At 35.4% G+C, this 24940-nt stretch carries 24 protein-coding genes; 9 read left to right on the top strand and 15 right to left on the bottom strand.

The features are described 5' to 3' along the window. Positions 1–56: 56 nt before the first annotated feature. From MCBB_RS06080 to MCBB_RS06020, 13 genes are all read right to left on the bottom strand, one after another. Complete coding sequence (locus MCBB_RS06080; protein WP_071906921.1) at positions 57–551, bottom strand: flavodoxin family protein; 495 nt, start codon at positions 549–551, stop codon at positions 57–59. A gap of 177 nt (positions 552–728) precedes the next feature. Further along, positions 729–1739, bottom strand: a complete 1011-nt coding sequence (gene argC, locus MCBB_RS06075; protein WP_071906920.1) for an N-acetyl-gamma-glutamyl-phosphate reductase — start codon at positions 1737–1739, stop codon at positions 729–731. 1100 nt (positions 1740–2839) lie between these two features. Continuing rightward, entirely contained in the window at positions 2840–3721 is an 882-nt protein-coding gene (argB, locus tag MCBB_RS06070) for an acetylglutamate kinase (protein ID WP_071906919.1), read from the bottom strand. Positions 3722–3928: 207 nt separating this feature from the next. After that, positions 3929–5122 (bottom strand): bifunctional ornithine acetyltransferase/N-acetylglutamate synthase, encoded by a 1194-nt coding sequence (gene argJ / locus MCBB_RS06065; protein WP_071906918.1) that lies wholly within the window; start codon positions 5120–5122, stop codon positions 3929–3931. Between the two features lie 110 nt (positions 5123–5232). Next, a complete protein-coding gene (locus MCBB_RS06060; RefSeq protein WP_071906917.1) occupies positions 5233–5535 on the bottom strand; it encodes a hypothetical protein in 303 nt (100 codons plus the stop codon). Between the two features lie 142 nt (positions 5536–5677). Continuing rightward, positions 5678–6886: a hypothetical protein gene (locus MCBB_RS06055; protein ID WP_071906916.1), complete on the bottom strand. Its 1209-nt coding sequence runs from the start codon at positions 6884–6886 to the stop codon at positions 5678–5680. Then, entirely contained in the window at positions 6887–7912 is a 1026-nt protein-coding gene (locus MCBB_RS06050; RefSeq protein WP_071906915.1) for an NYN domain-containing protein, read from the bottom strand. Continuing rightward, positions 7909–8664, bottom strand: a complete 756-nt coding sequence (locus tag MCBB_RS06045) for a metallophosphoesterase family protein (RefSeq protein WP_071906914.1) — start codon at positions 8662–8664, stop codon at positions 7909–7911. The genes MCBB_RS06050 and MCBB_RS06045 overlap by 4 nt, the downstream gene beginning before the upstream one ends. 112 nt (positions 8665–8776) lie before the next feature. Continuing rightward, on the bottom strand, positions 8777–9133 hold the full coding sequence (locus MCBB_RS06040; protein ID WP_071906913.1) for a nascent polypeptide-associated complex protein: 357 nt from the start codon (positions 9131–9133) through the stop codon (positions 8777–8779). After that, on the bottom strand, positions 9133–11145 hold the full coding sequence (gene tgtA, locus MCBB_RS06035) for a tRNA guanosine(15) transglycosylase TgtA (protein WP_231916435.1): 2013 nt from the start codon (positions 11143–11145) through the stop codon (positions 9133–9135). Before tgtA ends, MCBB_RS06040 begins: the two co-directional genes overlap by 1 nt. Positions 11146–11526: 381 nt before the next feature. Next, complete coding sequence (locus MCBB_RS06030) at positions 11527–12030, bottom strand: hypothetical protein (protein WP_071906911.1); 504 nt, start codon at positions 12028–12030, stop codon at positions 11527–11529. After that, on the bottom strand, positions 11996–12394 hold the full coding sequence (locus tag MCBB_RS06025; protein WP_071906910.1) for an MnmC family methyltransferase: 399 nt from the start codon (positions 12392–12394) through the stop codon (positions 11996–11998). The genes MCBB_RS06030 and MCBB_RS06025 overlap by 35 nt, the downstream gene beginning before the upstream one ends. 53 nt (positions 12395–12447) lie before the next feature. Beyond that, complete coding sequence (locus MCBB_RS06020) at positions 12448–12870, bottom strand: hypothetical protein (protein WP_071906909.1); 423 nt, start codon at positions 12868–12870, stop codon at positions 12448–12450. 240 nt (positions 12871–13110) lie between these two features. Here MCBB_RS06020 and MCBB_RS06015 point away from each other — a divergent pair, with 240 nt between their 5' ends. From MCBB_RS06015 to MCBB_RS05980, 8 genes are all read left to right on the top strand, one after another. Then, a complete protein-coding gene (locus MCBB_RS06015) occupies positions 13111–13695 on the top strand; it encodes a flavodoxin family protein (protein ID WP_171899095.1) in 585 nt (194 codons plus the stop codon). A gap of 157 nt (positions 13696–13852) precedes the next feature. Further along, positions 13853–14530: a glycosyltransferase family 2 protein gene (locus MCBB_RS06010; protein WP_071906908.1), complete on the top strand. Its 678-nt coding sequence runs from the start codon at positions 13853–13855 to the stop codon at positions 14528–14530. A 57-nt stretch (positions 14531–14587) separates the two neighbouring features. Continuing rightward, positions 14588–14983, top strand: a complete 396-nt coding sequence (locus tag MCBB_RS06005; protein WP_071906907.1) for a DUF2304 domain-containing protein — start codon at positions 14588–14590, stop codon at positions 14981–14983. A gap of 111 nt (positions 14984–15094) precedes the next feature. Next, the gene (locus MCBB_RS06000; RefSeq protein WP_071906906.1) at positions 15095–16285 is read left to right on the top strand and encodes a glycosyltransferase family 4 protein; all 1191 of its coding nucleotides are present in this window, start codon (positions 15095–15097) and stop codon (positions 16283–16285) included. A 45-nt stretch (positions 16286–16330) separates the two neighbouring features. Continuing rightward, positions 16331–17521 (top strand): glycosyltransferase family 4 protein, encoded by a 1191-nt coding sequence (locus tag MCBB_RS05995; RefSeq protein WP_071906905.1) that lies wholly within the window; start codon positions 16331–16333, stop codon positions 17519–17521. Positions 17522–17617: 96 nt separating this feature from the next. After that, the gene (locus MCBB_RS05990; RefSeq protein WP_071906904.1) at positions 17618–18682 is read left to right on the top strand and encodes a glycosyltransferase family 4 protein; all 1065 of its coding nucleotides are present in this window, start codon (positions 17618–17620) and stop codon (positions 18680–18682) included. A 19-nt stretch (positions 18683–18701) separates the two neighbouring features. Continuing rightward, on the top strand, positions 18702–19874 hold the full coding sequence (locus MCBB_RS05985) for a glycosyltransferase family 4 protein (RefSeq protein WP_071908015.1): 1173 nt from the start codon (positions 18702–18704) through the stop codon (positions 19872–19874). 47 nt (positions 19875–19921) lie between these two features. Then, positions 19922–20995 carry a glycosyltransferase family 4 protein gene (locus tag MCBB_RS05980; protein WP_071906903.1) on the top strand — a complete coding sequence of 358 codons (1074 nt, stop codon included), beginning with the start codon at positions 19922–19924 and terminating at the stop codon, positions 20993–20995. Between the two features lie 70 nt (positions 20996–21065). On the opposite strand, the gene MCBB_RS05975 is transcribed toward MCBB_RS05980, so the two are convergent. Next, on the bottom strand, positions 21066–22487 hold the full coding sequence (locus MCBB_RS05975) for a flippase (protein WP_071906902.1): 1422 nt from the start codon (positions 22485–22487) through the stop codon (positions 21066–21068). Positions 22488–22856: 369 nt separating this feature from the next. Here MCBB_RS05975 and MCBB_RS05970 point away from each other — a divergent pair, with 369 nt between their 5' ends. After that, a complete protein-coding gene (locus tag MCBB_RS05970; protein WP_084789862.1) occupies positions 22857–23525 on the top strand; it encodes a class I SAM-dependent methyltransferase in 669 nt (222 codons plus the stop codon). 38 nt (positions 23526–23563) lie between these two features. Here MCBB_RS05970 and MCBB_RS05965 read toward each other — a convergent pair whose 3' ends face one another. After that, a complete protein-coding gene (locus MCBB_RS05965; protein WP_071906900.1) occupies positions 23564–24796 on the bottom strand; it encodes a GDP-mannose 4,6-dehydratase in 1233 nt (410 codons plus the stop codon). Between the last annotated feature and the right edge of the window lie 144 nt (positions 24797–24940).

The following is a 24940-nucleotide window of genomic DNA, read 5'->3' as shown; positions in this document are numbered from 1 at the left end:
CCAATTTATTTCACATGTAACTTCTAGTTTTTGCGGTCCATATAATTGTAGTTCACTCATATCCCATAGAGCGTCAAATCCTGCTTTTCAACTACACTTTCCACATATTCTCTGATCTCATCAGAACTTTTATTTGAAGTTGGAATTACAAATGAATTTACCATTCTACCTCCGCGGGCCTCTACTTTTTCACGCATTCTTTTGATAACACTTTCACCACCTTTACCACTCATTGTGGTGAATAAGATCACGTCTTTGCCCTGGAGATCGCATCTGTCAATTAAGGTAATGACTGCAGGGGCAGGTTTCCCACCCCAAGTAGGGGTTCCAATATAAACAAGACCGTACTCGCTGATATCTGCAGAATCAGGTTTTATCTGAGTTTTATTTTCTCTTAAAGCGTCAATTGTTGCCCCCATATAATTTAGGGGTCCCATTCTATCTTTAAGGTCCATGAATTCTATTATATCTGCTCCAACTCCCTTTGCAAGGGTTTTTGCAGCCAGTGCAGTTTTACGGGTTCTTGAGTAATATAGAACTACTATCTTCATTAAATTACCTCAATTTCATCAAAATTCAACAGGTGACTAATTCTAACTATCTTAACTTCTACAAAATATTTTAACTTTTACAAAACTTTTTTTTAAGTTTCATAAAAATTAAAAAAGATATTTAAAATATAATATTCATCGAACACCTTATATCTTTGTTTCTGGTTTTATAAAGGTTTAGGGGTGCATGCCCATTTGATCTATTGCTTCAGTTTCAGGGAACCCGAACATCAGGTTCATGTTGTGAACAGCCTGACCCGATGCACCTTTAACCAGGTTATCAATGGATGATGCAACTACAAGCCTTCCATTTTCATCTATATCAAAACATCCAATGTGGCAGTAGTTGGATCCTCTAACGGAACTTAAACCTGGTACTTCACTCACATCAAGAACTCTTACAAAAGGTTCGTCCTTGTAGAAGTTGTCGTAAACTTCTTTTATGTAATCAGAACTCACGTCTTCTTTCAGGAAGCTGTGAACAGTTGTTAGAATTCCCCGTGTAACAGGTACAAGGTGTGGTGTGAATGAAACCCTCACGTCTCCAAAGTTACCTAGTTTCTCCTGGATCTCAGGCATGTGCCTGTGGCTTGTAACAGCGTATGGAGAAACATTATCACTGCAGTTGGGATAATGGGTTTTTTCTGTTGGTTTGACTCCTGCACCGCTTACACCACTTTTTGAATCTATTATCAGGGTATCAACAAGTCCCTCTGAAACGATTGGTAGAGATGCAAGTATTCCCCCGGTTGGGAAACAACCTGGATTTGCAACGAGATCCGCACCTCTGATTTTCTCTCTGTTGATCTCTGGAAGTCCGTAGACTGCCTTGAGTGGATGGGTGTGTTTGAAACCGTACCACTTCTCATATACATCGTAGTCATCGAAACGGTAATCTCCTGAGAGATCAACAACTCTTGCTCCTGTTTCAAGTATTTCCGGTACGATCTTCATTGAAGCACCATGGGGGGTTGCCGTAAAAACCAGGTCTGCATCAAGATCTCCTGGTTGAATGTTCTCAAATTGGATATTCATATCACGAAGATGAGGATGCACCTTATGAATTGGAACGCCTTCAAACTGTCTTGATGTTGCAGCAATGATTTCAACCTGGGGATGGTTGTTTAAAAATTTCAGGAGTTCTCCTCCAGTGTAACCGCTTGCTCCAACTATTCCTACTTCTATCATTTTTTCACCATAACTTCTTTTATGATCTGTTTATATTAAAATTAGTGTTTTAAAACTAATTTCATGGATATTTTTTTTCATTGAAGGGCTAATCTTTCACTGACACAGAATTAGTTAATAGGATCGATATGATTCAATTTAAAACGATTTTTTAGTACTTTAACATTACCAAGATATAAATATTACTAAAATATTAAATATTATAAACTTGACTTCAGATTCATGGTGTGTGTATTAACCTTAAAATCTGAGTCTGGAAATATTTTAGTAACTTCAATTTATAAAAACCTTTGTGGGTTGTTATTTCACTTTTTAATATCATTAAATTTATGAGATCTTCAAAGCCCCATAAAAGAATTGGATTTAAACGCTTCAAAGGATTAAAAATAAATATAAACTTTAAAATACTCTTTAAACATTGAATTTAGAAGATATAACAGATTTAAGTTCCAATTAAAACTGATGATCATTGGGTTTTTAATTTAAAGGGATGACTCAAATCTTAAAACCTTTAAAATACTTAAATTTAGGGTAAATAACCTCTAAAAGTGACTTAATTACTTAAAGAACCATTTAATGACTGTCACTGGTGATCAACTATTTCAATATCTTCTCAGAATGTCTTAAATCTAAAAAAGACCTCTCTAATCGCCGTTTTTCGAGAATAAAATGAAAAGATTTATATATTATGTTCAAGTGATCATATAGTTGTCCAGAAGTCCCAGATGAACATCTTTGACATCTTTGGACATGGAGGCGGTATAATTTAGCGAAAGGAGGAAATGCACTGGTTTGTGCCTTTGGTGTGGCCAAGTGCAGTTTACCCTTCGCTAAGAAATTATAAATTTAAAATCAAGTTATAAAGGTTTTAAAAGCTATTTTTAATCAGAAAATTGAATTCATTAAGAATTATAAGGATCTATCCTCAACGTACTATCCTCCTCAGCAAATTATTGGATATTCCTAAAAATTATTTCTAAAAATTTTATGGTAATTTAATTCCTGATAAAAAAATCTAGTTCCTGATAAAAAAAGTTAGGATTTGGATATTAATTAAGGATTATAAATGAGAATATTTATGATTAATGATATTTATGGCATCAACCCTTAATCATGGTTCCAATACCCTTTTTTGTAAAAATTTCAAGGAGAACAGAGTGCTGAATTCTTCCATCAATGATATGAGCTGAAGAAACTCCATTCTCAACTGCCTGGAGGCAAGTCATGACTTTAGGTATCATCCCATCCTTGACTATGCCCTGATCTATGAGTTCCATAACTTCATCAGCTTGCACCTTTTTTATAAGGGTTTCAGGGTCATTTGGATCTTCAAGTATTCCCGGAACATCAGTCAGGATTATGAGCTTTTCAGCATCTACAGATGATGCAACATCCCCTGCAACAGTATCTGCGTTGAGATTTAAAGTATTTCCCCTGTCATCCACTCCTATTGGAGATATTATAGGAATGTAATCGTTCATAGTGAGCATGTCAATAACTTCTGGATTTACAGAGTCTATTTCCCCAACAAGACCAAGGTCTATGGTTGTTTCTTCACCTGTTTCTCCATCCACGATTACTTGAGGAGCTCTTTTTCGGGCATTCAAGAGGAGATTGTCCTTTCCAGAGATTCCAATACCCTTTCCACCATGGACACATACCTTTGAAACTATATCAGTGTTTATCTTTCCCACCAGAACCATTTTAATTATTTCCATTGTTTCCTGGTCTGTTATCCTCAGTCCTCCAATGAATTTAGGTTCTTTACCCAGTTTGTTCATGGATCTTGAGATTTCAGGACCTCCACCATGGACTACTATGGGTTTCATACCCACGTACTTCAAAAGAACTGTATCGCGGGCGGTGGAGCTCATGGTGGTATCATCTATCATCGCATGTCCACCGTACTTTATGAGAATCTTCTTTTTATGAAATTTCTTGATGTAAGGCAGTGCCTCAATTAAAATATTAACTGTTTCCATTTAAATTCCTCAAATAAAGGTTTAAATCTTTCAAAATCATCAATGAAATTAATTAGAATTATAGTAATTAAATTAGAATTATTATAATTTTTGTTAAAGTTTTTATCAATCTTATTAATATGCTTTTTCAAAGATTAGTTTAATCTATGTAAATCCTTCTTTAATGTTAATTTTAATATTTAATTTAAAGGGAAGGATATCGTGGGTTCAGGTGGAGTACTCTGCGTTTATCCTCACGTATTCATAGCTCAGGTCACATCCGTAGGCTTTGGCTGAATATTCTCCAAGGTTCAGATCCACTGTTATCTTTATATCCGAGCTTTCCATGACGTCCTCTGCAGTAACTAGTTCCTTGGAACCTTCGTAGGCCTTCACAACACCATTATCAACTATGTTAACCATGTTTTCATCAGATTTCAGGGATATGGTAACCTCTTCTTCATCCATTTCTGCTCCGGAATAGCCCACAGCAGCAACGATCCTGCCCCAGTTTGGATCTGCACCGAATATTGCAGTTTTAACGAGTGATGATGATACAACTGCTTTTGCAGCACTTCTTGCATCTTCCAGACTTTCTGCACCTTTAACCTCAACCTCCATGAACTTGGTTGCACCCTCACCGTCTCGGGCAATCATCTTGGCAAGTTCAGTGCAGAGGTAGTCCAGTGCCTCCTGGAATTTACCATCTATCCTTCCGGATCTGCCGTTTGCCATGATCACCACCATGTCGTTGGTGCTCACATCGCCATCCACAACAACCATGTTAAAACTCTTGTCCACAGCCTCTTTGAGGGCACTTTGAAGTTCCTCTGCCGATGCCTGAACATCCGTTGTTATGAAAGAGAGCATGGTGCCCATGTTGGGTGCTATCATACCTGAGCCTTTACAAACCCCGCCAATCCTCACTTTATTTCCATCTTCAAGGGTTGTTTCAACTGCAAGCTCTTTTGGAAAAGTATCTGTTGTCATTATAGCTTCTGCAACATTTCTTGAGGCTTTAGGAGAATTTTTGAGGTTTTCCATAGCTTCGTTTATGAGATCCGTTATTACTGGCATTGGAAGTTTTCTGCCTATTATACCTGTGGAAGCAACGGCAACATCCTTTGTTCCAAGTTCAAGTTTATCTGCAACAATCTTTGCCATTTGCATACCATCTTCCATGCCTTCTTGGCCTGTGAAGCAGTTTGCGTTTCCACTGTTTGCCACAATTGCAGATAGTCTGCCATCCTCCACAGCATCCTTTGTTATTATGACAGGCGCTGCAACAACCTTGTTTGAAGTGAAAACTGCAGATGCAGTACTGTTCTTTGATACTATGACTGAAACCCCGTAGTCTCCTTCACAGGCTCCTGAAGCAGTTACTCCATTTACAGCACAGATTCCTCCTTCTACTCTTTTCATAGGAATGTCCCCTCTATTTTTTTTGACTTTCAATTTCAATCTACAAATTCATTAAATTAATTTTTTTTTGGTCGTTTTAGAGATTTAACTTCGTTACTAATGGATAATTTTTAAGTGGAATTTGCACTGTTATTTTTGGATGAATTCGTTGATTGTGTGTTGGTTTTAGAATTTTCCACGTACACCTGGTCATTATTTGAATTATCCAGCACTGTGTTGTTATCAGCAGAGTTTCCAATTGTGTTTGTTGTTGAGTACGGCAGGGATGGTAATTCACCGGTGGTGTTGTTCAGTTGTAGAGTATCGTTAAGGGGAGTGTAACCCACCATTATACCAGCACCAGTTCCAAAGATGAATGCAAACATTGAAACAACCAGTGAAACTACGATTTTTCCCTTAAGTTCTGGTTTCATTAAAAGTACACCTTTAATCTGTAATCCTAAATTATTTAAGATATTAATTACTTTCAGATAATTACCTTTTCAATTAATTATCTTCAATTAATCTTTTTTAAATCTCTTTAATTTTAAAATACTCTTTAAAAACTATTCTTTTTTAGTTTGTAAGGGCGTAAAGTAAGGCTATTACAATAGCTATAGGTCCAAGTATGGGTTGTCCCATTGTCCAGCCCAGGAAGGTTGCAATGAACACAAATAGGAATATGATAACGATCTTTCCCTTTTTGTTCACCATGAAATCAAGTACGGATCTTGTGAATTCCGATGGAACGTAGTAGGCGTAGATTCCATCTGCAAGGTCAAATACCATAACAGGACTGTTGTTCCATATTTTTATGTTATCTGCTATCTGGGCTCGCTCCCCAGCTTCACGTCTGCTTTTACCTATTCCAACCCTTAACCTTAATCCGTTGTTGAGGGAGTGCCAGGCAGAGTCTATTCCAGCACGAAGTGCAGCATCCTTGGTTGGGAAGTTAGCTATTAAATCATCCCCACCTTCCCTGTAACCTTCAATTTTACCCTTGCAATCATTTTCAATGAAGTTTTTAACTTCACTCATTATCTCAACAAGACGATCTCTCCCATTCTCAGATATGAACTGAGTGGAATCAATCGCATCTATGAACAGGTAGTTATCGTAGGATTTTGGACTGCCACCAATACTTCCTACTTTGGATGAAAACACTATGGCAAATTCTCCTCCAAGCTTTGTGAATCCCACACCAGAGGTTTCACCTATTTGTTTGTTGAGGTTTATGGATCTCTCAATTGCAGCGGCTCCTGTCATACCAATGGAGGCCCTTACATCCAGATCCCTGTTCATACCAAGGGATATGATTTTTATAGCAACCCTTATGGCGTCGTTCTTTGAAAGCATACGGGAAACAATTTCACTTGAGCTCTGCTCAACGATTGTACCCCTTTCATTCTTTATAAGACTTACAAATTCATTTATAATATTCCTGTCCTGCTGGAACACCTCGATATAAAGGTAACGGTCACTTCCCATTATTATGTTACTTAAAAGGGCATATTCGTTCACGTCGTTCTCTGCAGGTTTTATCTCTATGAATTTACGGTTCTCTGGAATGTTGCCGTTTCCAACTTCATTAACAAGGTTGTGGAAGATGTTACTGGTGGTTATATGGGCAGGTTCAACCTCAAGGAGCATGGTACGTGTGTAGTTCATCATTGCAACGTATTCACGTTCTGTTTCGTTGGTTGGGTAGAAATTGGTTCCAATGCTTATGACCCTGTGTTTTATAAGAAATCCAAAGATGACTCTGGAGATATAATCCATAACCATTTATTTTTCTCCTCCCTTCTCTAACGTTATATCGAAGTGCCCAGGTTTTTCCATGAGCATACTGGGTTTCACTGACACTATTGGGAATTTCCATGTTCCAAGTCTCGCAGCAACTGTACTTGCAATGTTCCTTGAATTTTTCTTTACAAAGGCGTAATCATGGTCGTTTATGGTTATGTTTACGTTGTAGGGAGATTCTTCAAGTATTTCATCTGAATAAATAATATTAAGTTCAAATGTGCCGGGTTTTGTGAAAAGATCATTTCTAACTGCCACAAGGGGGGCATGATCCAGTTTCAGTCTATCACCAACTGTAACGGCTATGTTTCCAGCGTTTTTCACAGCATCCCTGTAGTCACGTGGACTAACGAGCACGAATATAATGAAGTCACTGGTTTTTTCAGCGTCTTCAACCATGTTCATGACCTTACCAAAGAGGGGTATCTTATTGAACATGTCTTCTATCTTGGAATCTATACTGTCCTCTTTACTTTTGCTGATCCTGTCAATTGCTTCTTTTGCAACAGCTATACCACTGAGTTTTTTGTTCTTTTTCTGTTTGTACGCATCTAAACCCTTTTTCTCGAAGTCGGTCAGGGTTTGGGAGCATATCTTCTGGAGTATATTTTTTATCTTCTTGGGCTTGGACGACTTTCCAATTGAAACGTTACCATCTGTTATGGTGTATGGAATTCTCCTGCTTGCTACGTCCTGAAATTCATCGAAGTAATCCCTGAAAACATCGTTTGAAAGGATTTTAGCATCCTCTTCTTCAGCCATTTTAAGTATGTAATGGTCTGCAGTTGTACCTGATGGCACCTGCATGATCCTATCATTTTCAAGAAGCTTTTTAAACTCCTCTTTTTCATCTATTTCGTGCCTGAGGGATGCATCTGCTATTAGAACAGGTTCATAACCTAATTCTTTGAGGGCCTTAACAGCCTTTGATATATTTTCTAAAATTGGTTTTCCATCCTTTTCTTTCCCGAAATGGGCTACGTTGGATGCATCAACAATTACTCTCAATTGATCACCTTACACGTGTTTTCATATTTTGCAAGACATCTTCGTGTTCCATCAGCACGGTTCAAAATAATCTCTATAAAATCATCTTCTATTATTATGGTGTTAAAGGAAGAAAGTTCTTTGCCTCGAAGCCTCAAGGAAGAAACTGTACCTGCCGTTGCAAAGGCAGTATTTTCAAGTATCCACACATGTGGCATATGTTTATGTCCAGAAAGGACCAAATTTGCATTTCCATTTACAACTGACTGTAGTATATCACCTGCATCACTTAACACGTTCCTTTCACGACCAGTTCTTGGAACTGGGATTATATGGTGATGCAGTGCTATTATCTTGTACAGACCATCATCTTCGCTACTTTGAAGTTCGTTTTCCATCCATGTCTGCTGGGATCGTCCAACCTTCCCGTAGTCAAGGTCTGGTTCACTGCTGTCCAGTCCAATGATCTTCACTCCATGCTTTTTAAGCTTCAAAGTTCCATATCTTTCTCGGATAAGCTCCTCAAAGCATTCATCTCCAACGTGCCGTGCGTCGTGGTTTCCAGGCACAACGAGCATTGGAGATTTTATCATGTCCAGGTACCTTGCAGCCTTTTCAAACTCAAGGTAATAACCATTCTCAGTCAGATCCCCTGTTACTACGGTTACATCAGGATGCATATCATTGACGTTGTTTATTGCCTGTATTAGAAGATCTTCTTTGAAGTTAAGGGAACCAACATGCAAATCAGATATATGAGCGATAAATGCCATTTTAATTTGTCCTCTAATAAAATTGTAGTTTTGAATTTATTTTTTTATTTTTTTTATATTTTTATAATAAGGGATTATGTTTTGTTTAGGTTTGGTTTTTCAGGTTGAGTATTTACTTCTGAAGTTTCATTATAGCCTCTGCAAGGTCCCCACCAGCCTCTTTTAAGGCTTTAATAGCTTCTTCTTTAGTGGTGCCTGTTTGTGTGGAAACCAGTTCAACATCCTCATCAGGTATCTCAAGTTCAGCTTCAACTGCCTGTTCCTTAACCTTACCTGTTATTTGATAGGTTTCTTGACCCATGAAATTCATTAAATTTACTTTAGGGTTTTTTATGAGGATTTCTTTGTTTTTGAGTTTTATGACGACCTCTGTAACACCCTTGACATCCTTCATGTCCATTCCCATTTGTTTCATTGATCTCTGCATTTGTTTAAGTTGTTTGGGATTCATTCCCGCTCCAGGTAACATTATAATCCTCCTTTCCTAGTTTTTACAGCCTGACCCGTTTTAAAGTCCATTATCTCATGACCGCATAAAATTGCCTTTCCAAAGGCCAGTAGTTCATCATTTTCGTTTACGATCAGAACTTCATCATTTGCTTTGATATCTATATCACAATCTATAACAAATTTAGCAAATATACTTTTTCCTTCCCTTGCAAATGGTTCAGCATCACTGTTTACACCAACCCTTTTTTTGGGATATTCAAGGTGAGAATGTAAACGCCGTGCACCTTCTCTGTCAAGGACGAAAACACTATCGCTTGCACGTAAAGTTGCAATAAGGGTTTCTCCATCATAAACATGCCTTATTTTACCAGTTTTTCTGCTTTTAACAATTTTTATATCTCCCCTAAAGAGGGAATCGCCTGATCCTGCACCGAACTGGTAGTCAGCTATACACCTTATTTTTTCCTCATCATCCACAGCCCTTACAATGGATGGATCCACATCAACCTCCAAAAATCCATATTTTGACGGATCAAACTCTGAATCTATAGTTGAATCAATCTCATCCTGATCAAAACCATCACAGCCAATACCAAAGGTCTTTAAAACCTTTTTATTGATTATAACATGTTCAAAGTTTTCCATATAATCTTCAACATGGGTTCTAACGAATTGGAGAGCATCGAGGTCATTTTTAAGTGGGGATTCATTCTGGGCCAGAGGGTACACCTCATCGATCTCAAGGGGAATCACTCCAAAGGGAACATCCACAACAGCTATTTGAACATCATCCCAAATCCTATCCATGTTCTGAACCTCTTCTGAATCTTTCATGTAAAACTCTCCAAACTCACGTATGTTCTTTGAGTAGGGTTTTCTGGATCTTGGAATAAGTACAAGATTGCTCTTTTTGGGTATCCTTTCAACCTTATCCAGATGCCTCTTTATTTCAGGTCTTGCAAGTGATTCAGGACCAGAATAGAAGAATGCAGATTTTTTACTGGATGGATCGTACCTTTCAAACTCTGAGGTATAATTTTTAAGGTTCCTCAGAGCATCAAGAAGGTAAGGATGTGCTCTGCACCGCTGCTCCACAAGCTCCATTAGGTTTCCATCAACTATGGCCTGTTTAATGGTTCTAATCTCTGCAAAACTCACATGAAGGTTGTGCTGGGCTATGAGCCTCATCCTCTCATCCTTCTTCATTGCCCTCAGATCGTCCGGTGTGTAGGATGTGCAAACAGGACACGAACATGGCATCTCAACCAGGTTCTGGAGTTTGTAGGTTCCACTTGGCATCAGAAACCTATCATCCTTGGCGTAGAGAATGTAAGCTGCAGAATCAAAGAGATCGCATCCCATTGCAACTGCAAGGGCAAAGACCATTGGATGACCTGCACCCATGAGGTGTCTGGGCTTTGAGTCGGGCAAGTGGGTTACAGATGCCATAACAACATCAACGAGTTCTGAGTACTTGTAGGATTCCATGAGGGGAACAACTGCCCCTATTGGGTACACCTCAAAGTCAAGTTTTCCTATTTCATCTGCACACTTGCTTCTGAGGTCCTTGAAGGTTGAGCCCTGAACAACTGAGTTCAACATGAGATCCTTCCGGACTTCAATGGCCTGATGAGCCCTTTCAAGGGTTATTTCAAGGTCCTTCTCTGCCCTTTCCCTTGTTACAAATGGTGGAGTTGGTATGTCCAGTGATGTTCCAATATCCGTTCCAATTGCCTCCTGAAACTCTATGATCTCGGTGTTGGTAACATCAATATCACCGTACACAGAAAGCTGGAAAGAACCAGAATCAGTTATAATGGGCCCTGGAAAATCTATGAAGCTGTGAACCCCCTCTTCCAGAACCTTCTCCTTCAGTTCCTCATTTTTGTACATTATATATGCATTTGTTATAACCAGTTCTGCACCGTACTTCTTAACGTCCAGTGTCTGTTTTCCGGGATGGATCACAGGCATCAAAGCTGGTGTTTTAATGTTTCCGTGTGGTGTTTGGAGTATCCCTATTCTACCCATTACATCCTTATATTTTATTTCAAAACTCAATTTTTCCACCTTTTATGGGCTAATCTCATATTATTAATTGATTATAAATTCCCTATTAATTTAAAATTTCATGGGAGTTCATACGTTAATTCAAATCGTTATATACACTTTTATGTGTTAAATTCATTAGAAAAATTTTTTAAATTTTTTTAAACTATGAACTGGACATATCTCTATAAATAAATGGTTAATTTTCAACGATCTTTTTATTATTTATTTTTGTTGTTTAATAACAACCCTAATCTTCCAGCTATCAATAGTCCAATTTAACTTATCAAGTTTTTGAATTAAGTGTTTATTGGACAGTTTATATTTGTTCTTTTAATGATAACTATTTTTTTAATTAATTTTTTAATTAACTTTCTGATTACCTTCCTTCAAAGCTATACTCAATCGTTTAGACATCTCAAGGATCCTATCGCGTGAATTATCAAATGTTCTGCAGTTTCTACCGCATATACACCTGTCGAACTGTGGACAGACAATAAATCGAGACTTTGAAGAGTTCAAACCTTCAAAACCCATGTAATGAAGATTTTTCAGAACCCTTCGCTTCAACCGGGAATCTTCAAGGTCTCTGCACAGATAAACAGGAGCTCTAACAGTGGATGCAAACTTGTACCTGTTTCGAACGTATTCCCTTTCTTTTTCACGTTTTTTATTTATTTCACTGCCGCTATCCTTTAATTTAAGGTCTTTGAAGGGTGCTCCAGTATCAGTAAGGGCTATCATTCTCTCATCAAGGGAAGATAACTGTTTATCAATATTTTCAGCTGCTGAGGATGCAATGGTACCTTTTTTACCCCCAAAACTTGGACCTTCACCCCACGTGAAAACCAGCTTCCACGAGTGCACTTCTGACAGGGGCTGCAGATGTGTAGGTCAGGATCATACCATCATCCTTCATTAGTACCTTCAAAGTTTTAAAAAACTCCACACTGTAAAGTTCTGGAGATTTCAGGGGACTGAATGGATCAAGAAAAACAGCATCGTAGGATCCATAGGACTTTCCATAATATTTCGAGGAACCTTCTTCATGCACCTCTTCAAAATGAGATCCGTTGTTAACTGATCTTTTTGATCCATTTTTTCTGGATTCAACTTCATTTAAAAATCTCACGACCACTTTTCTTGCATCCTGGCAGTGAATGTTTATACTGACATTACATGGAACTTCAAAGCTCTGAAATTGGAATTTAAGTAATCCCTGACGGATCAACTTCTCTTCAACTGCAGTCTTAATAATTTCATGAGATCTTATTGGATTGGGTATTAAAAGAGAAGTCCCAATGGTTTTTTTGAGATTTCAACCATGTCGATATGAATTCTTCTTTTGGAATTGTCTTGGTTATGGGATGTGGTTTTAAATGTTCCAAGCATGCTGCTAATTGTAACCCAGACCACTGCATATATCAAGAACATTAACATCTCCCTTCTCAAGAAGTTTAGAAGGTTCAGCAAATTTTTGTATGGCCTCTTCAATGGCACCGTGTTTTGTGTGCATGGTTTCAGACTGTCCATCCGGACAATCCGATCTGAGGGTGAACCATCTTCAGTTTCCAATAAAAATGGTTTGATTCCAGATTCAGCACGGCTCCTTGCAGAACTACCTCCTCTACCTTCAGATTCAAAACAGTTTTTAAGTATTTTAAGGACTTTTTCTGTAACTGTAAGGGCTCTGTATTCTTCTGACATTTTACCCCTATTTTTTCCTATTTTTCTATTATTATTTTTTTTTATTCTATAAAACTACTTTTCCTCTTTATTTAATTAAATGAAATTCTTTGCATTAAAGTTTAGAATCTTGCTTATCCATTTGTGGACTGATTTCAAATCCTTTTCAACATCTTTTACCAAGTCACTAAAGAAGATAAATAATATGAGAATAAAAGATAACTAGGATTTAAATTTATTAAATTATATGGAGGTATCATTTTGGTTAAGATCATAGGAATGGTTGGAAGCCCAAGGGAAGATGGAAACACATCTTTTCTCGTTAAAACAGCACTCAAATCAGCAGAGGATGCAGGTGCAGAAACAGAACTTATAAATCTTGGATCTGCAGAAATAGAACCCTGTGTTGCATGTGATATCTGCAAAGCAACGGGTGAATGTGCAATATACGATGATATGAGGGAAATCTCAGAGAAACTTGCAGGTGCAGATGGTATCATAATGGGAAGCCCAGTTTACTTTGGAGGAGTAACATCTCAGATGAAGATGTTCATGGACAGGTCAAGACCACTCAGGGCAAGTTTCAAACTCAGGGACAAGGTCTGTGGAGCAATAGCAGTGGGAGCTTCAAGAAATGGTGGTCAGGAAACAACCATATCCTCGATACACGAGTTCCTTCTTATACAGGATGCAATAATCGTTGGAGATGGAGCACCAGCAGCCCATTACGGAGGTACAGGAGTTGGAGGTCCAATTGGAAGCACCCAAAATGATGATGTAGGAATGGAAACCTCTAAAAACCTGGGAAAAAGAGTTGTTGAACTTGCAAAGAAATTGAATGAATGAAAAATATTTCGTTCATTTTTTTAATTATTCTTTTTTGTAAAACCAGTTTTTATAAGTAATTCCAGTATACATCATAAAAAAGGACGACAATTTAAAATTTTTATTTGGATTTAATAATATTATTAATAACTTTGTTATTCATTCCGTGAGGTAATCTATGTCGATATTCGTGGTTATGCCAGCTTACAATGAAGAAAGTACAATAGCCGGAGTCATTGAAGAACTTTTCAATAGGGGATTTAACCTGGTTGTGGTTGATGACGGGTCTACTGATGAAACCTACAAAGTGGCAGAGAATGCAGGCAAAGTTCATGAAAATCAGTTTCATCTTTATAAGCACCTTCTTAACAGGGGACTTGGAGGGGCTCTGAGAACAGGGATAGAAGCAGCACTCCGCCATGATGCTGAGATCGTAGTCACCTTCGATGCAGACGGCCAGCACGATCCAGATGATATAATGAAGGTGTGCCAACCCATCAGGGATGGTGAAGCAGATGTTGTCATTGGTGTTAGGGACTTCAACCACATGCCAGACTCCAAGAAATTCGGAAACACAGTCATGAATATTATAACCCGAATATTTTATGGCATAAATGTTAAAGACTCTCAATCAGGTCTTCGGGCATTTAAAAGGGAAGCTGCAAGGATTGTGGAAATAAATGCGAGGGATTACGGTGTTTCATCTGAGATAGTAGGTGAGATCAGAAGGCACAAACTCCGTCTGAAGGAAGTGCCAATGAAGACCATTTACACTGATTACTCCATGAAAAAGGGCACAAATCTAAATGTTGGATTAAGGATACTTGCCAAACTTATTATGAACATTTTCAAATAAAAGATGGTTGAAACATCAGCATGATAAATGAGTCATATCTTCAAAAAGGTGTTTAAAATGATGATATATCAAATATTAGGAATTTTAATAGGATTCTGCGCCATAATAATTACAGTATTAAGGTTCAGAGATGGAAAGATGTCCATAGGAATGTTGGTCCTGTGGAACCTGATATGGTTACTACTGATTTTAATATCTATATACCCCACATCAACATCGATCTTTGCAACTATCACTGGTATAGGAAGGGGTTTGGATGTAATTTTGATACTGGGACTTATAACGTCATTTTACCTCAATTTTAAACTCTACAACCGCATTGAAACTGTTGAGGAAGAGATCACGGACCTTGTGAGGGAGATTGCGATTCAAAATGAAGATTCAAATCTGAAAAATTCAAATATTGATTCAGAGGAGTCTTTAAAAACGCATACTCATAAAAAAAAGGAATAAATAGCCCGGAAGAACTAACAACTTCTTCTGTAATCTTATAAGGAAACTTAAGTATATGATCTTGGTGAATTTCTGGATTAACATTATTTTTCAAGTTTTAAGAGAGATAATATGAACATTGGATACTTCATTGGACATTTTCCATATGTAAACCTTGTGGATAAAGAGGACTATGATAAAGAATATGCTCACGGTGGAACTGAAATAGCTGCCTACAACCTGGCAGTTAACATGATGAAGAGGGGTCATGATGTGGATGTTTTCACAGCATCGATAGATTCCAAGGATTCTGTAGAAAATTCCAGGGGAATGATAATTCACCGCTATGCAACGAACCTGAAGATTGCAAGTGCCAACTTATCCCTCAGACTCATGTACAAACCCCTTGATGAGGATGTTGAAATTGTGCATGCCCACTACAACATTCCCCTTCCAGATCTGTCAGCATCACGATACGCCAAGAAGAAACATCTGCCTTTTATAGTCACATATCATGCAGATGCACAGGAGAGTGGTGGAAACTTCATCAGGAATACTGCAACAGCCTTTTATAACAAGTACATTCTGGATAAGGTTCTTTCAAATGCAGATATCATAATAGCAACTTCCAAATCTTACATAGATGAATCCAAGTATCTGGGTAATTATCGAGAGAAAGTAAGGGTTGTTCCCAATGGAATAAATCTTGAAGACTTTGAAATTGGGCTTTCGAAGGAGGAATGCAGATCCAGACTTGGGCTGCCTCAAGATAAGAAAATTATTCTCTTTTTTGGGAACATAGTTGCCTACAAAGGACCTGACGTTCTTTTAAATGCTTTTGAAATAGTTAAAAATTCATACCCTGATGTGGTACTTCTTTTTGCTGGAAGGGGTGGAATGCAGAGGGAACTGGAAGATCTATCCCGAAAAAAGGGCATTTCAGATAAGGTTATCTTTGCAGGGTTCATTGATGAAGAGCTTAAACCCCTGTACTATCACTGCGCAGATATATTCTGTCTGCCTTCGGTTACATTGGCTGAAGCCTTTGGAATTGTTAATCTTGAAGCAATGGCCTGTGGATTACCTGTGGTTTCATCAAAACTTGGAGGAATACCAGATATAGTTCAAAATGGCAGGAATGGAATTATAGTGGAACCCGGGAATATTGAATCCCTTGCAGATGCACTTCTAACTCTTCTTGAAGATGACGAGCTCAGGAAGAGGATGTCCAGTGAGGGTAAGAATATGTCTGAAGATTATGACTGGAATAAGATTGCAGAGGAAACAGAGAAAATATATGATGAGCTGCTTGAAAGGTGTTGAACTATACTTCTTAAATTAATTGATTAATGATTAATGGGGTAAAAGATGGAGATAGACTACATAAATGGTCCAAGGACTGATAAAGTATTTGGAATGTCCAAGTATCAGATGGAGATATTTAAGAGAATTGAAGGGGTTGAATGGAACTTCATTGAGTATGATTCATTGCTTAAAATAATGGAAAATAAATACAACTCAATTTTCAGTTCAAAATCTTCAGATGAAGAAGAATCCTTGGGAATGTTTCATGCACTGGATAAAACAGAATCCTTTTCTCAAAACAAGATATTTAAGGGCATTATTGACAGAGCATGGAAAACATGTATGTACATCGACACCTACCGTTACAGGCAGACAGTTAAAAAAAGCATCAAGGAAGATAATGTGAAACATTTAACCTATCAAGAGCTTGCATACCTTTTGAAGTATGTTAAGATGGATAAAACCATTGTAACTTGTCATGATATCATACCCTGGGCTTACGACAACGATCGTTCCAGATTATGGAAGAATATAATGACTGGATTGAGGAATGCCGATAGGATCATAACCATATCTGAATTTTCAAAAAATGAACTCGTCAAGTACCTGAACTACCCTGCAGACAGAATACACATAGTCAAAGATGCTGTTGATCATGATGTTTACTATAAAAATAGGGATAAGGGTATCCTGCGTACTTTGAACCTATTAAATGATGAGTCTATTGTCCTTTATGTTGGTTCTGAAACACCTCGCCAGAATCTTCCAGTCTTGATAAAGGCTTTTTCAAAATTAAAGAAAAAAATTCCTAATATTAAATTGGTAAAAATAGGTGAATCCCAGAGTTATGGAGCCCGTGAAACTCTTTTGAAGTTGATCAATGATCTAGATCTGCAAGAAGATGTGATCTTTGTAGGTTATGTTCCAGAGGAATATATGCCTAAATGGTATAATGCTGCGGATGTTTTGGTTTATCCTTGTGAGTATGCTGGTTTTGGTCTTCCTCCTTTGGAGGCTATGGCTTGTGGTACGCCTGTAATCACCTCAAACACAACATCTTTGCCGGAAGTTGTTGGAGATGCTGGAATAATGATAGATCCTCATGATGTTGATTTAATGGCAGATAAAATATATGAAATCTTGATAAATAATGGTTTAAGAGATGATTTGGTTAAAAAAGGGATTGAAAGAGCTAAATTATTTAAATGGGATGATGCAGCACATAAAACCCGAAAAATTTATGATATTTTTTAAATGTGGTCTTAAACTATTGAATAGAGAGAAGTAGGTAATTTTACATTTTAACCTTTAATTCTTAAAATATGATGATAATATAAAGGTGATCCTTTTATGGAAGTTGATTATATAAATGGAGCTAAAAAGGAAGAGATGTGTGGTGTTTCAAAGTATCAATTTGAAATACATAAAAGGCTAAAAAATCTTAAACTCAATAAGATAGAGTATAACTCAGGTTCTTTTATCGTTAAAAATATAAATGTGTTTAATGTATTTAAATTATATGTTTTATATCCTTTGTTAATCAAATTAAAAGTTAACAAGGGCAATATAAAACATATAACCTCTCAGAACCTTGCTTATATATTAAAATTTATGAAATTGGATAAATGTATTATAACGTGCTATGATCTTATACCTTTAGTCTATGAAAAAGGTTTTTCATCTGATATTAATTTAAATGGATTAAAAAAGGCAGATAGAATAATCACAATTTCAGAATTCTCAAAAAATGAAATAATTAAATATGTAGGATATCCTAAGGACAAAATTGATGTTGTTTATCCTGCTGTGGATCATAAAATTTACACCAAGAGCCGCGGCAAAAAAATACTGAAAAATTTGAATATACCTCAAGATTCAAGGATAATCCTTTATGTTGGTTCAGAACAACCACGACAAAACGTTCCTAATGTGATAAAAGCTTTTTCAAAGCTTAAAAAACAGATTTCTGATATCAAGTTAGTTAAAATTGGCCGTCCACAATTTTATGGTGCGCGTGAAGAAATTTTAGGTTTGGTTGATGATCTAAATTTGAATAGAGATGTTTTTTTCATAGATTATGTTTCAGAGGAAGATTTGCCCCGATGGTATAATGCTGCGGATGTTTTGGTTTATCCTTGTGAGTATGCTGGTTTTGGTCTTCCTCCTTTGGAGGCTATGGCTTGTGGTACGCCTGTAATCACCTCAAACACAACATCTTTGCCGGAAGTTGTTGGAGATGCAGGTATAATGATAAATCCGCAGGATATTGAGTTGATGGCTGATATGATGTATAAAGTACTTACAGATAGTGAGTTGAGTGAAGAATTATCTAAAAAGGGGATAGAAAGATCAAAACGCTTTAACTGGGATAATGCTGCAAAGGAAACATTGAGGGTTTATGGGATGTTTGAATGATTACTCTTTTGGTGACACTATGAAAATTGATTATATTAATGGACTTAAAACTGATAAAATTTTTGGAAGGTCTAAATATCAATGGGAAATTGTTAAAAGATATGAAAATGTCGAACTAAATATTATTGAATATGAACATATAGCCAATATTCTGAAGAGAAAATTTAATATAAAACCCTCAAAATCAGTTGCATTTAAAAAAGAAAACACAAAAAATAACGCATATGATTATAATAAAGTTTTTAATTTTGTTGTTGATATGATAAAGGAGATATTCGAAAGGATTGATCAATACAGTTACAATTGGATCATTAAAAAACATGTTACCAATGAAAATGTCAAACATATCACATCTCAGGAGTATGCGTATCTTTTAAAATCTATTGAAATGAAAAATACGATATTAACATGTTATGATCTTATACCCTGGATTTATGATAGAAATCGGTCTAAAATGTGGAAAAATATTATTAAAGGATTGAAAAATGCAGATATTATTATTACCATTTCTGAATTTTCCAAGGAGGAACTTGTAAAACATTTAAATTATCCAGAAAAACAGATCAAAATTGTTTATCCTGCAGTAGATCATTCCATTTACTGCAAAAACAGAGATAAGCGGATTTTAAGTAAATTGGATATTGCAAATGATCAAAAAATTGTACTTTACGTTGGATCTGAAACACCAAGACAGAATGTTCCTATTTTAATAAAAGCCTTTTCAGAACTAAAGAAAAGAATTCCAAATGTTAAATTAGTAAAAATAGGAGAATCTCAAAGTTCTGATGGAAGAGAAAAAGTTTTAAAATTGATTAATGATTTTAATATACAAGATGATGTGATATTTGCAGGTTACATCTCTGAAGAAGACATGCCTAAATGGTATAATGCTGCGGATGTTTTGGTTTATCCTTGTGAGTATGCTGGTTTTGGTCTTCCTCCTTTGGAGGCTATGGCTTGTGGTACGCCTGTAATCACCTCAAACACAACATCTTTGCCGGAAGTTGTTGGAGATGCAGGTATAATGATAAATCCACAGGATATTGAGTTGATGGCTGATATGATGTATAAAGTACTTACAGATAGTGAGTTGAGTGAAGAATTATCTAAAAAGGGGATAGAAAGATCAAAACGCTTTAACTGGGATAATGCTGCAAAACTAACGCAAGAAGTATACAACTCTTTTAATTAGCATCACTTAACATCATAACAAAGAATAATTGATTTTAGAGGTAAATTATGGATATTGGAATTGTACAACCGGAACTAATATATTTAAGGGGTGCTGAAAAACAGGTTTGTAAACTAAGTCATCATCTAACCAAGATGGGACATGATGTTACAATTTATACTTTTGAAAAGAAAGAAAACTATGGTTTTGATTCATCACTTGAAAATGTGAACATAGTCTCTTTAGATACAAGATGGTTTATAAGTTCTATTTTTTCACTCAACCATTTTAGATGGGTTCATTTAATTAAAAAGCTCAGTTCTAAATTAGGAGATCATGACATAATTAATGCACACAATCACCCTGCACAGTGGATATCCAAATTTACTGATATACCAACAGTATGGATGTGTAATGAACCATATTACAGAGATAATTTTATAGACAACTATTATTCTGCTAATATTCAATTTACATTACCCATAAGCCATGTAATTGAAAAAATAATCAAAAATAGGTATCCTCAAACAAAATTAGAAACAATAGGGTCTGGAGCAGATCTAGAACGAGATATTAAACATATCCATAATGATTATTTTGATTTGATATTTGTTGGCCCTTTACATCCAAAGAAACGTCAATTAGATATAGTTAAAGCCTTTTCTTTGATAAAAAATGATATTAAAAATGTGAGATTACATTTTGTTGGAGGTACTGTGGATGCTTATTCAAATCATATTAAAAAGTCAATGATAAGTTTGGCAGATAAAAATGGACTAAACATATTCTTTTATGATTCAATTTCCAATGAGGAGTTATACTCATTATATGATGTTGCGGATATTTCAGTTTTTGTACCCGAATCAGAACCATGGGGTATTTTCCCTTTAGAAACTATACTGGGAGGAATACCTACAATCATATCAGATCAATGTGGTGTTAAGGATATATTGCCTGATGATCATCCTGTTGTTGAAACTGGGAATATAAAACAATTGGCTGATAAAATATTGGAAGTTAAAAATAACTACGATGAGTACAAAAATAAAACGCTACAAACTTCAAAAACAATAACTGAAAACTATTCATGGGAATCTTACAGTAAACGAATGGAAACTATTTTCAATAAAATTATTGAGTAATAATCTAAATTAATTAGAGATTTAAATTAATTAGATTAATTCATATTTTTTTTATATTATACTTTTTATATTATAAAATTCCTTTAAAAATTTCTACATCTTCTTTTGTAACTATTCTCATAACGTACAAGAGTGAGAGATATACAAATAATCCTAAAATAGCGGATATTATCCAGTTTGTATTAATTTTTAAGTAATAAATGAAGATTAAAACTAAAATACTGCTAACTGTAGTTTTTAAGATATTCTGAGTCACAGAAATCTTGAAAAAATATCTGGATATATAAACGAACATTAAAATAAACCCTAAACACTCAGTTGCAACTGTTGCGGCAGAAGCACCAATATAACTAAATTTTTGAATCAAAATTAAATTAAGAGTCACATTTAATAGTACATTTATTACTGCAACAATTGTTATTATCCTTTGTCTGTTGATCGCTCCCAGAATATTACCGAATAAACTTGTTATGAATATAAGGGGTACAACGAATATCAATGTTTGTAAAGCTGTTATAGCAGCAGTATAACTTGTTCCATAAATAATAACGATTATTTTATCTGCAAATACAAAACCGTACACAAATATGAACATGGCGATTGCAAATAGATATTTAACGGATTTTTCATATTCTAATTTCAGCAGATTTTTAGAGGATTCAAAATGTTGTGACATTACTGGAAAAATAGAGGTTACGAAGACATTAGGTATGAATAGGAGGACAAAAATGAGTTTATACGCTGCATTATAAATTCCCACTGCAGAATTACCTACCATAACTGAAAGCATTACAGAATCTATATAAAAATAAATTACAATTAAAATACTGGAAATTCCAAAAAATGATGCTTCTTTAAGGGTTGGTTTCCAGAAATTTAGATCTAAATGGATTTTTGGTAAAAAGAATTTCCATGAGTAGATAAGGAAAGTTAAAATTAGGATTATACCACTGGAAATAAAATAAACTGCTGATAACGCTATGATGCCAAGTCCATAATAGATTACAGTTAAAACACCTGTAAACATTAAAACAGCATTCAATATGATGTTTAAAGACATGTATTCCATCTTTTCGAATGCTTGAAATATTGAGTTGAATATCCCAGTAAATGCGCTGAATATAACCGACAATGTAATAATGTATACAACGTTTTTAACAGTTTGAGGATACCCCAATATATAAACGGTTAAACTAATGAGCCCAAATGTTAAAAAAGCTAAAAATACTTTCATAACAGCAGTATTCCCAATATATTTATTTGCCTTAGACTTATTCCTTGAAACTTCCCTAGTAGTTAAAGTTCCTAATCCCAAATCTGTAAAAACTCCGAATATTCCAGTAATGGATAATGCCAGTGACAAAATTCCAAATCCTTGAACGCCAAGATATCTGGCAGTGTATATTGTTGTGAAAAAGCCTAATAAGTAACTTATCATATTTCCTAGGAATAGTATTGTCGTATTTTTTGCTAAAGTTCTTATTCTACTCATAAAACACCTTTATTTGTCTTTTTGGATACCAAATATACTAATTTTTTGGGCATTAATTCTAAAATTTTTAACTTTAAGAATTTTCCATTAATAAAATATTAATTGAAGTTCTAATTTATTAAATCATTATAACCTCTAAACTTCTTAAAATATTTTAAATCACATTTTACAGATAAATCTTCGAGAAATTATTAATTTTTGAAAAAGTTTTTTATTCTTACTCTTTTTAAATCTATCCATCAAAATTTTGTTATTAAAGTTCTTAGTTCATTAATTTTTAAATAAGACCAAAATTTGCAATTTAAAGAAGTATCTGTTAAATTATTGAAAGAAAAATATTTTTGGTTAGACAGTTTTAATATATAAAACATGGGAAATAAAGAAAGTAGGTGGAATGATTATAATGTGGAGTATGCAAAAGATCATGAAAAGAAGAATCCACATGATTATTGGGAGTTTAAGGCAATTTTCGATCTTTATGAACCTAAACCTACAGATAAAATTTTAGAGATAGGTTGCAATACTGGAGAATTTTGTAATTTACTGAAAGAAAGATATAATAATAAAATTTATGGAATAGATATTAATAATGATGCTATAAAGATGGCAATTGATAAATATCCGAATCTAAACTTTCAGAACAAGGACATTTTTGAACTAAAAGAAAGATATGATATTATATATATGCAGCATGTTATTGAGCACCTTAAAGAACCTGAAAAAGCATTGATTAAATTAAGAAAAGATAATTTGAATTGTGGAGGCAAGCTAATTATCACATGCCCTAATAAATGGGCTTACTTCCTAAAGGTATACGCATGGCGTAAAAAAACAAAATTTTGTTATGACCCCACACATGTCACTGAATTCTCTCCTTTAACCTTATCTAAACTCATAAAAAATGCAGGTTACAAAAAGCTTAAAATGTTTACTAAGCCTTTAGGTTTTCCCTTTAGTTATCTTATTTCGCCTGATCTTTACTATTCTTTACCTTCATGGGTGTTCGGGGGACATATCTTTTTGTTGTGTCAGATATAATTCTATTTTTTAAAAAAAGTTTAAACAGAGAGTTTTCATTAATATAGTCTATTCCCCTCTTTTATATAATAATTCAGCTGGTCTTTTATAATATCCTTAACTTTGTAATCTATTTTTGCACCGATCTTCTGTATTTTTTCGGTGTTGGAGAATAGAATTGGAACTTCAGCTGGCCTGAACCTGTCAGGGTTGAATTCAACCGTGATTGTTCCTTTGTCCGTATCCACAAGGATTCCTTTATCTTCAATGGAATATTCAAGGTTTCCTTCCAGCATCATGTTGTCAACTTTGGTTTTATCGAATTTAACTCCGTAAACTTTGTTGTCATCATTCTCAGTTGGATCTTTGATGGTTTTTTTGCCATTAAATGTTTCAATTTTGTTTACATTCCATCCTGCATGTTCTAAACTGAGTAGAATGTAACTTAAAATTGAATTGGTTCTCATGGATCCCTGGTTGTAAACTTCTCCGGATTTACCATTTTGAGCAAGGAGCATGTAACCTTTTATTATGTCCTTCACATGTGACCAGTCTCTGAATGCGTTCACATTTCCAATGTTTATTTTATCTGTTTCTCCAAACTTCAACTTCATAACCTGATTGGTTATAACGGATGTTACAAACATCAAACCTCTGCCTGCACCTTCATGGTTGAAAGCCCTTGAAACAACTGTGTTCAGACCATAAGAATGGTAATAATTCCTCATTAAAAAATCTCCATGAACCTTTGAAACTGCATAGGGTGACATGGGTCTTAAAGGATTAGTCTCTGTTATAGGGATCTCCGGAATCTTCTCAGGCTCAGGGAATATTGTTCCGTATTGTCTTTGCGCCTGTTTGTGCTGTTCTTCTGAGGATATCACAAGTCCGTATTCTTCACTGGAACCTGCAAAAACTATTTTAGGATCACAGTTTTTGATTCGAATGGCTTCCAGTAAATTTGCGGTTCCTATGGAGTTTATGGTCTGTGTTTCCATGGGGTTTTTGAATGATCGTGGTACAAAGGATTGTGCTGCAAGGTGGAATATGTAATCTGGTTGTGATTCATCCAGTGCATTTGCAAGGGAAGTTATATCAGTTAAATCTCCTTCTAAGAGTTTCACATCCTTTTCAATTCCATGATCGACCATGTTTTTAGCTTTTGTCCCATCTGCCCTGCGTTGGATCAATCCAAAAACATTTGAACCACTTTTAAGGAGCTCTTCTGCTAAATAAGAACCAACAAATCCACTTATACCTGTAATGAGAATGTTTTTTTCTTTCCAGTTCATTTTATCACCAATAAAATTTTTGGGTTTGTATTTTTTGTAAAAATTATGAAAATTATCCTTAATTTGTATCTTATTTGATAACTTAACTTTATTACTTCTTAATATTTCTAATTTTTATATTTTTGTTCATTTAATTATGACTTT

The sequence above is a fragment of the Methanobacterium congolense genome, from assembly GCF_900095295.1.
In the GTDB taxonomy this organism is placed as follows: Archaea; Methanobacteriota; Methanobacteria; order Methanobacteriales; family Methanobacteriaceae; genus Methanobacterium_C; species Methanobacterium_C congolense.
The sequence above is the reverse complement of the archived record's forward strand: the minus strand, read 5'-3'. Positions and strand labels throughout refer to the sequence as shown.